Annotated in this window: 10 protein-coding genes; 7 read left to right on the forward strand and 3 right to left on the reverse strand. The window is 27.2% G+C overall.

Features of this window, described 5'->3' with window-relative positions; genetic code table 11:
- Positions 1-352: 352 nt before the first annotated feature.
- The 3 genes from HMPREF1983_RS04190 to dnaA all read right to left on the reverse strand — a co-directional run bounded on the left by HMPREF1983_RS04190 (position 353) and on the right by dnaA (position 4433).
- Positions 353-1543 (reverse strand): MFS transporter, encoded by a 1191-nt coding sequence (locus HMPREF1983_RS04190; protein WP_021753056.1) that lies wholly within the window; start codon positions 1541-1543, stop codon positions 353-355.
- A gap of 137 nt (positions 1544-1680) precedes the next feature.
- The gene (gene dnaN / locus HMPREF1983_RS04195; RefSeq protein ID WP_021753057.1) at positions 1681-2820 is read right to left on the reverse strand and encodes a DNA polymerase III subunit beta; all 1140 of its coding nucleotides are present in this window, start codon (positions 2818-2820) and stop codon (positions 1681-1683) included.
- Between the two features lie 137 nt (positions 2821-2957).
- Positions 2958-4433: a chromosomal replication initiator protein DnaA gene (dnaA, locus tag HMPREF1983_RS04200; RefSeq protein ID WP_021753058.1), complete on the reverse strand. Its 1476-nt coding sequence runs from the start codon at positions 4431-4433 to the stop codon at positions 2958-2960.
- Between the two features lie 521 nt (positions 4434-4954).
- On the opposite strand from dnaA, the gene rpmH reads away from it, so the two are divergent.
- From rpmH to HMPREF1983_RS04235, 7 genes are all read left to right on the forward strand, one after another.
- Positions 4955-5089, forward strand: a complete 135-nt coding sequence (gene rpmH, locus HMPREF1983_RS04205; RefSeq protein WP_040460981.1) for a 50S ribosomal protein L34 — start codon at positions 4955-4957, stop codon at positions 5087-5089.
- A gap of 306 nt (positions 5090-5395) precedes the next feature.
- Positions 5396-5728: a ribonuclease P protein component gene (gene rnpA / locus HMPREF1983_RS04210; protein WP_021753060.1), complete on the forward strand. Its 333-nt coding sequence runs from the start codon at positions 5396-5398 to the stop codon at positions 5726-5728.
- A gap of 13 nt (positions 5729-5741) precedes the next feature.
- The gene (gene jag, locus HMPREF1983_RS04215) at positions 5742-6518 is read left to right on the forward strand and encodes an RNA-binding cell elongation regulator Jag/EloR (RefSeq protein WP_021753061.1); all 777 of its coding nucleotides are present in this window, start codon (positions 5742-5744) and stop codon (positions 6516-6518) included.
- Between the two features lie 18 nt (positions 6519-6536).
- On the forward strand, positions 6537-6905 hold the full coding sequence (locus HMPREF1983_RS04220; RefSeq protein WP_021753062.1) for a response regulator: 369 nt from the start codon (positions 6537-6539) through the stop codon (positions 6903-6905).
- Positions 6906-7034: 129 nt separating this feature from the next.
- Positions 7035-8417: a tRNA uridine-5-carboxymethylaminomethyl(34) synthesis GTPase MnmE gene (gene mnmE / locus HMPREF1983_RS04225; RefSeq protein ID WP_021753063.1), complete on the forward strand. Its 1383-nt coding sequence runs from the start codon at positions 7035-7037 to the stop codon at positions 8415-8417.
- A 38-nt stretch (positions 8418-8455) separates the two neighbouring features.
- Positions 8456-9220, forward strand: coding sequence for an exodeoxyribonuclease III (locus HMPREF1983_RS04230; protein WP_021753064.1), 765 nt, complete (start codon positions 8456-8458; stop codon positions 9218-9220).
- Between the two features lie 2 nt (positions 9221-9222).
- Complete coding sequence (locus HMPREF1983_RS04235; protein WP_021753065.1) at positions 9223-9735, forward strand: GNAT family N-acetyltransferase; 513 nt, start codon at positions 9223-9225, stop codon at positions 9733-9735.
- Positions 9736-10075: the final 340 nt, after the last annotated feature.

The raw sequence follows: 10075 nt of genomic DNA on the forward strand, positions 1-10075 counted from the left end.
ACATATAATTTAATTTTATTTTTTAAAATTGTTTTTTTTATCTTTTTCAAAAAATATTTTTATATTATTTTTTAACTATATTACTTTATTTTTCTATCTATTATGCTTTTTTATTCTATATTTTTATACAATAAAATTTTTACAGAAAAAACAAATTGATTTTTTTACAAAAATTTTCATTAAAAAGAGCTTCTTAAAATTTATGATTTCTTTAAAAATCAATTTTATCAAGTTGCTCTTTACGATTAATTATCTTAAAAAATATCTTTTAATAAATTCTTAAATCAATAAACCATTACATCTTACGTTAACAAGTAAATTTTATTAGAACTTTTATATTTTATCTATTCACTTAATCCTCTATTATATTACCTTTAGAGCTACAATATATTAAACTTACAAATAAAATTCCTGCTGTTACCAGTAATACGTATAAGGCTATGTTCCAATTTGATATATCTCTTATATACCCCAATAACGGTGGAAATACAGCTGCTATCAGATAACCGCCGGACTGTGCTAAACCTGAAACGGTTGCTGATTCTTTTTCATTTTTTGATTTTGCTGAAAATAAATACATCACGTATGAAAATGATCCTCCACCGGCTAAAGCATATATTATTACCCATATCGCCATTAAACTGAAATTAGCATTAGTTATTATTATTCCTAACAATGCAACTATATATCCTACTGTAATAGTTACAGGTATTATCATTTTATTTCTCAATTTATCAGCCATTATCGGTACTAAAAACGTTGATGGAAACTGTGCAAACTGACTGATAGATAATAATAAACCGGCTATTTCCGGACTAAATCCTTTACTTATCATTATTTCAGCGAACCACGATACACTACAATAAAATAATGCAGATTGTAATCCCATACTTATTGTAATAGCCCAAAGTTTTAGATTTTTTAATAAGTTTTTATTAACTTTTTCCTCATTTTCAAAAACTTCCACTTTTTTTCCTTTTGATATAGCAGAATATATTATTACATTTACTACAGCTACAACTAGCCATATATTTACCGCTAATGCTGTAGAAAATTTCTCATTTATTATATTTGAACTGGCTATAGGATAACTTATTCCTGCCGCTATAGAAGCGCTTATTGTCATAACAACAGCATAAAATCCTGTCATAACTCCAAGATTTTCCGGGAAATATTTTTTTGTTAAACCGGGTAATAATACATTACCTACCGTAATACCTAACCCTATTATAAAGGTTGCCAAAAAGAATATCGGCGTATTAAGATAAAATCTTAAAGTTAAACCCAATGTAGTAATTATTGCAGCTAAAAGAATTGTTTTTTCGAGTCCTGTCTTATGTGAAATTTTAATAACAGCAGAACTGAATAAAGCGAATGCTATTAATGGAATAGTCGTAATAAAGCCGACCATAGTATTATTAATATTAAGTAATTGTTTTAAATTTCCGGATATAGCACCTACCGATGTGATAGGTGTTCTTAAAAGCATCCCTAAAACAATAATTCCTAACAAAATAATTAATTTATTTTTTTTACTAGACATTTTTTTACCTTTTATATAAAATATAGCTTTCTTTTTTATTTTATTTATTGCGAAAGTTATAATAATATTATTAAATATAAGAAAATTGAACTTTCTAAAAAATTTTCTATAATTTTAACATTTATAATATTACACCTTTAATATGTTCTTACAGGTAATATTAATTCAATTATATCTCTATGATAATCACTCGGTTGAACTATAAACGCTGTTAACTCACCGGAAAATTTAATGATGATTTCTTCTGAAGCAATAGCATTCACAGCATCTTTTAAATATTTTCCTGAAACTGAAATTTCAAATTTATCATCTTCCAACATAGATTTTACATTCATTTCTTCTACCGCACTACCCAATTCTTTTGATTGTGATGAAATTTCCAATGAATTTTCAGAAACAATTAGTTTTATAATATCATCTTTGTCTTCTCTACTCATTAAAGAAACCCTATCTACCGCATTAAAAAATTCTCTACTGTTTGAAACAAGAGTACATTCAAAATTAGTTGGAATTAATTTGTCAGTGTTCGGATAATTTCCACTTATTAGAAGTACTGTATATACTACATTTTGATAATATAACACTATACGATTATTTTCATAAAAAATCTCCACTTCTCCTTGACCGTTTTCTATCATTTTTTGGAAATATTGTAGTGCTTTTCTCGGAATTATAAGATTAAACTCTTTTTCGGAATTTTCTTCGTTTAGAATGACAACTCTTCTACTTAATCTATACGAATCGGTAGCAGTAGCGGTTAAGATTTTGTTTCTTAATGAAAGATTAACACCTTCTAAAATAGGTCTTTGATCATTAGGTGCCGTACAGAATACAGTTTCTCTTATAACATCATTAAAAATTTTTGTATCTAATTTAAAACTGTTGTCTTTAGAAATAACAGGAAATTCCGGATATTCTTCAGGATCATATCCTTTAATATTAAATTCACTATTTCCCGAATAAACTAAAATATTATTAGAAACTTTTTCTATTTCTATAAAATCGGTAGGTGCTTTTCTTATTATCTCTATAAAATTTCTGGAAGGTAAAACTACTTGTCCTTCATCTTCTATAGTAATAATTTCTTTATCATCAATATATTGATTTATTGCATATTCAACAGATACTAAAGAATCACTAGCCTTTAAAATAAGTTTATTATCAGTAAGTTCTAGTTTAATTCCTTTTAAAATTTCTAAAATAGAATGAGGTGCAATAACTCTTGAAACATGATTTAAGCCTTCAAGAAAGTAAGATTTTTGAATGGTAAATTTCATTTTTTTCTCCTTATATAATATATTTATATATAATAATAGTAATAAGTGTTGTTAAAACTGTTTAAAACTTGAAAAAAGCAATAAAATAAGAAAGTTTTCAGTTGTTAATAACTTGTTTAAAACTTGTAAGTAAAAAACTAACTATTTTTTTTTAAGCGTTCTTTCAATATCTCAATATCTTCAAATAAAATAGGAAAATCATCTCTATTCAAATTAGCGATTTTATTAAATGAATAGAGGATAGATGTATGATCCTTATTAAAATGTTGACCGATAGCCGGAAAAGAAAGATTTGTAAGTTCTCTACATAAATAAATAGCAATATTCCTAGCTTGAACTACCTCTTTTTTTCGAGTAGAAGAAAGCATATCGTCTTTGTTAATTCGATAATACTCAGAACAAATTCCTATAATATTTTCAGGTAAAATATTTTTTCTACCGGTGGAACGAACATTTTTTAAGATACTCTCAGCAATTTTCAGCGAGGGTTCGTCGTGATTAGTATTAGCTATAAGCTTTATTTTTTTTAAAACTCCCTCAAGTTCTCTAATATTAGAAGAAACATTATTGCCGATAAAAGTTAAGGTAGATTCATCAAGAGGAACCTTAAATTGTTCACACTTGTATTTTAAAATAGCCATACGAGTTTCAAAATCCGGTGGAGTAATATCGACGGTTGCTCCTTGTTGGAATCTGGAAACAAGCCTATCAGGAAGATCGTTAAGTTGAGAAGGTTCTCTATCACTGATAAGAACAATTTGTTTTTGATTCATCTGTAAATCATTAAAAGTATGGAAAAAAGCGTTTTGTGTTTCGGTTTTTCCACTTAAAAATTGAATATCATCAATTAAAAGAACATCAACTTCACGGTATTTTTTTCTGAAAATTTCATCTGTATTATTATTGGTTTTTATGGCAGAAATAAATTCATTAACAAACTTTTCAGAAGAAATACACTCTATTTTAAAATCAGGAAAATGATGTTCAATTTCATTACCAATAGCATGAAGAAGATGAGTTTTTCCAAGACCTACACCCCCATAAATAAAAAGGGGATTATAATTTTTACCCGGGTCTCCTGCAACAGTATACGCAACAGCATGAGCATATTTATTACCTTCACCAACAATAAAAGTATCAAAGGTAAAATTTTTATTTAGGGTAGGATTAGTTTTGCTTATAGGAAGTGATTTATTAGGTGTAGGAGTTTTATAACCTTCTAAAGAAAAACTCTGCTTTTGATAAAAGTTTTGAGCACCTGAAGGTTTATCACCTTGTAAAAAATTTTGTTTAATAATATCTTCAGCAGGGATAGTATTTTGTCTAATGTTGTGATTATTTTTAACAGAAATAGCTGAAGAATCTAAAGAAACGTAATCTATATTAAAATTAAGTCCGGTAGTTTTGTAAAGGATAGCTTTGAGTTTATCATCAAAAGCACCTTTTAAATATTGAGAAACCAGAATTTCTTTACTTGTAATAGAAATATTTTTATTAACAAAATCAACTTCATCGATAGAGGCAGCTAAAAACCAAGTCTCAAAAACTTCCTCAGGCAATTCGGATTTTAATTCTTTTAAAATAATTTCCCATAAAAAATTAGAATTACTCACAAAAAACCTCCAATTAAAAAATATATAGAATATTATAACATAAAAAGAAAAAGAAAACAAAAAGATATTAACAACCTGTGAATAAAAGTTATAAACTTGTTAATAAATTTTAATAATAAATATATTTTTTTTGGAAAATTAAAAAGAAATAAGAAAGAAAATCATACATATTAAAAAGTTTTTAACAAGAAAAAATAAAGAAATAAAAAGTTTTTAACACAGTTTTAACAACCTGTGGAAAAACTTTATAGTGAAATTGTTAGAAATGTGAATAAAAAATTGATAAAATGTTAAATTTAAAAAGTAAAAATAAAAAATTAGAAGTTCTTAACAAGGTGTTTTTAATAATTTGTTAATAAAACTTTATATAAAAAATATTATTTTATTTAAAAGTTTAGAATTTAAAAAATAAGCAGTATTTACATAAAATTTATTTTTCACTTGATTAATTCACATATATGTGATAAACTAATTTGGTTATTACATCTATCAAAAGAAAAAGAAAACTCGAGGAGGGCAAAATGAAACGTACGTATCAACCTAATAAAAGAAAACATTCTAAAGTACATGGATTTAGAGCTAGAATGAGCACTAAAAACGGAAGAAATGTATTATCAAGACGTAGAGCTAAAGGAAGAAAAGTTCTTTCAGCTTAATAATTTTAGCAAATAAGCTAGCTAAAAGTTAAAAATTCTAATAGAATTTACTTATTGGGGCTTAGACATAGCGGTTCGATGATTTTGGAATTTGCTTAGAAGAGCTTTTTAAATCTAATGAATTATGTAAGAGCGACTTAACAAAATCGATTTCTAATGAAATCAAGATTTTTGAGTCGCTCAATTTTTTATGTCTTCAGTTGAGTTTAGTTTTACAAGTTATCTTAATTAAAAAATATAACATGAGAATATAGTTGTAAATTTGTTAATAAACTGCTAAAATAAAAAGGTGAGAAAGGTTTTAGAATGAAAAAAGAATATAGAATAAAAAAGAGTAGTGATTTTGATAGTATTATAAGAAAAAAAAAATCTTTCGCCAATAGGCAGTTTGTTATTTATTTTAAAGAAAATGAATTAAATCATATGCGTTTAGGTATATCTGTAAGTAAAAAGTTAGGAAAAGCATACAAGAGAAATAAATTAAAACGCTATGTAAGAGAATGTTTTAAAATAAGAAAAGATTTTATAAAAAATTATGATGTAATTATTATAGTGAGAAAAGGTGCGGTAGATTTATCATTTGAAGATTTCGATAAATCTATAAATCATGTACTGAAAGGTTGTAAATTATTAAGATAAAGAGGAGTTAAAAATGAAAAAAGAATATATATACGAAGAAAAAACAGTTGATGAAGCCATAAAAAAAGGATTGGCTGAATTGAATTTAGTTGAAGATAAGGTAAAGATAGAAGTAATTGAAGGTGGAGCAAACGGTATTTTTGGTTTATTCAAAAAAAACGCCAAAGTAAAACTTACTCCGTTGGAATTGGAAAATACTGATGTTTTAGAAAAAACAACAGAAAAAGTAAAAGAAAAAGAAAATATTGAAATAGAAGAAAAAGAAGGATCAAAAGAAGAAAAAATCTTAACAGACGAAAAAACGGAGAAAAAGGAAAAAAGAGAAGATTATATAATAAAAAATAAAGAAAAAATTGTAAATTATCTTACAAATATAGTAAAAGCAATGGGATACCCTGATGTAAATGTAGATTTTAAAGAAGAAGGAAATAGACATTTTACTTTAAATATAAAAACGGAAGAAAATACGAGTTTAATTATAGGAAAACGTGGTGCTACTTTAAATAGTTTACAATTTTTAGTAAATAATTATGCAAAAAAATTCAGTTCACATTTCTTTAGAATAACGGTTGATTGTGATGATTATCGCAAAACTCGTCAAAAAACATTAGAAGAATTGGCGTTAAATTTGGCAAAAAAATCTAAGAAAACAGGACGACCTGTGGAATTAGAACCAATGACAAGTGTTGAACGTAAAATTATTCATAATGCTTTAACCGGTATAAAAAATGTAGAAACGGAATCACGAGGAGAAGAACCTTTTAGATATTTGGTTATTACGGCTAGATAGGAGTAAAATAGAAAACAGATGGCAAAAATATTGATTGTTGATGATAGTGCATATTATCGCAAACGCGGTGCAGAAATAGCAAAGATGGCAGGATTTGAGTGTTATTTTGCTAAAAATGGCAAAGAAGCTATAGAAATGTTTTCTAAAGTAAAACCGGATGTAGTTACAATGGATATTTGTATGCCGATATTGGATGGATTAGAAGCAACACGTATTATCCATGATTTATATCCTACGGAAGCAAAAATATTAATTTGTAGCAGCGTAGGTCATGTTCCGACATATAAAAGACAGGCTTTTAATAACGGAGCGGTTGGAGTTTTATCTAAGGAATATGATATTGATGATTTGGAAGATGCTTTATCGGAAATAGAATTATTAAAATAAAAATTTATGTGGGTGGGATAAGAAGTAACGTTCTATCCTGCCTTTCTTTTCGGGTGAACAAGCAAATAAATTAAATATTTATAATATTATCGGTATAATAAGAAAGAAGAAAAAGTAAGGAGTGATACAATGGGTGAAACAATTTGTGCAATTTCAACCGCATTGGGAGAAGGAGCTATCGGTATTGTGAGATTAAGCGGAGATAAAGCGTTTGAAATAGCGGATAAATTTATAAAATTACCGAAAGAAAAAACTGTTCAAGAAGTTTCAACACACACTATAAACTACGGTCATGTTATAGATCCTAAAACAAAAGAAAAAATTGAAGAAGTAATGATTGTAAAAATGAAAGCTCCTCGTACTTATACGACAGAAGATGTGGTAGAAATTAATTGTCACGGCGGTATTATTACAATACAGCGTATACTGGGATTATGTCTGGAATGTGGAGCAAGATTGGCTGAACCGGGAGAATTTACAAAAAGAGCTTTTTTAAATGGACGTATAGATTTAACGCAAGCTGAGGCAATTATAGATTTTATTAAAAGTAAGACAGATGAAGCAGGTATGATTGCTAATAATCAAATGCAAGGGCGTTTGTCAAATTTAATAAAAAAATTGAGAGCGGATATTTTGGATATATTGGCAGTAGTCGAAGTGAATATAGATTATCCTGAATATGATGATTTAGAAATAGAAACTACTCAAACGATATTGGAAAAGTCAACAGCGATTAAAGTTCGTTTGGAAAATTTGTTAGAAACATCAAAACAAGGAAAAATCATAAAAGATGGGATAAATACCGCAATAATAGGTAGACCGAACGTAGGGAAAAGTTCTTTACTTAATAATTTATTACAGGAAAATAAAGCTATTGTTACTGACATAGCAGGAACAACACGAGATGTACTTGAGGAGTATGTTAATATAAAAGGAGTTCCAATAAAATTGATTGATACGGCAGGAATCCGGGAAACAGATGATGTCGTAGAAAAAATAGGAGTAAAACGAAGTAGAGAAGCGTTAGAAAAAGCGGATTTAGTATTATTTTTACTTAACAGTAACGAAGACTTAACAAATGAAGATATAGAATTATTAAAATTAACAGAAAAGAAAAAAACCATAATTATTTTAAACAAACTCGATTTAGAAACGAAAATAGATGTAGAAGAAGTGAAAAAATTATCATACAACCACCCTATTATTGAAACTTCTATGACGACATATAGAGGAATAGAAATGCTTGAAAAAAATATTAAAGATATGTTTTTTAACGGCACAACAAAACCGAAAGATGCTACCTATTTATCAAATACACGTCAAGTAAATTTAATAAAAAAAGCGTTAGTCAGTTTAAATGAGGCGATCAGTGCGGCAAGATCGGGACTTGAAGTTGACATGGTATTAATAGATTATACAGCTACATTTAATTTATTAGGTGAAGTTATAGGAGAAAATTCAGGTGATGAATTAATTAACGAACTGTTCAGTCGATTTTGTCTGGGAAAATAAAAGTTTCATATGAAACAAAAAGAAAGAGAGAATAATTAATGAAATGTATTAGTTTTAATGTTAACGGACTACGAGCAATTGTCCAGAAAAATTTTGAAGAGGATTTTAAAAAGTTGGATGCAGACTTTTTCTGTTTACAAGAAACAAAAATGCAGGAAGGACAATTAAATTTAGAGTTTGAAGGCTATTATAGTTATTTTAACTATGCAGAAAGAAAAGGATATTCAGGAACGGCTATCTACACGAAGCACAAACCTTTGAGAGTAACCTATGGACTGGGTATTGATGAACATGATACGGAAGGACGAGTCATTACACTGGAATATGATAAATTTTTCTTTATTACGGTGTATACACCTAATTCAGGAAGTGAACTGAAACGTCTTAATTATCGTATGGAATGGGAAAAAGATTTCAAAGATTATTTAATTAAATTAAACACTAAAAAAGGTGTAGTAGTTTGTGGAGATTTAAATGTAGCACACACAGAAATAGATTTAAAAAATCCAAAATCCAATACAAAAAACGCAGGTTTTACACAAGAAGAACGTGGAAAATTTACAGAATTGTTAAATGCAGGTTTTATTGATACATTTAGATATTTTTATCCAAATTTAACAGGAGTGTATTCATGGTGGAGTTATCGTTTTAATGCACGCAAAAATAATGCCGGGTGGAGAATTGATTATTTTCTTATCAGTAGAGAAATAGAATGTTATTTAGAATCTGCAAAAATTCATAACGATATATTTGGAAGTGACCATTGTCCTGTGGAATTAGTTTTGAAAGAGGAAATATTGTAGTTATGTTGAGAAAAACAAAGTATAGCGATTTAGAAATAGTGGAGAAAATACTGAAAGACGGTAAAAAATTTCTAAAGGAGCAGAATGTTAATCAACGGCAACACGGTTCTCCGTCTATTGAAGATATTAAAAATGATATAAAAGAAAAGACAGCCTTTGTTTATGAATTAGAAAATAAGGTTGTAGCAACGTTAAAATTAGCAAATTATGATCTTGATTATGAAAAATCAACACTTTGGTCAACATCTGAAAAGTATCTTGCACTTCATAGATTTGCAGTATTAAAATCTGTTCGCAAAAAAGGTGTAGCTAAACAAATTTTGTTTTCAATTATAGAATATGCTAAAAATAATAATATCAAAAATATCAAAGTAGATACTCATAAGGATAATATTATAATGAGAAGATTTTTATTAAATTTTGGATTTAAAGAATTAGGAGAAATAACACTTTCAATGAAAAATAATTTAGATGATAAAAAAAGAATAGCATATGAATTTAAGTTAGAAAAGTAAAAAATCTGCAATCAATTTCAATTTATAAAAAATTATTAAGAGAAAGAGAAATGGAAAATATAGTATAACCTTTTATGTAATTTCCTATAAAATACGGTTATGGTAGTTGGTGTTTAACATGTGATTGTTCTGAAATTCAAATTTTTAAGACGGCTATATTTATCTTGGGATAGAAGTTTTTTATACTTATATAAACATATAATATTAATTGTTTCATATAAAACATATACTAAAAAAACGGTAAAATAAAAAACAAGAATAATAAAATTTTAAAGTAAATTTAAAAGTTATTCTTGTTTTTTATTTTTTAAAAATGACGAATTGCAAATAAAAGTGCAAC

The organism is Gemella bergeri ATCC 700627, assembly GCF_000469465.1.
Taxonomy (GTDB): domain Bacteria; phylum Bacillota; class Bacilli; order Staphylococcales; family Gemellaceae; genus Gemella; species Gemella bergeri.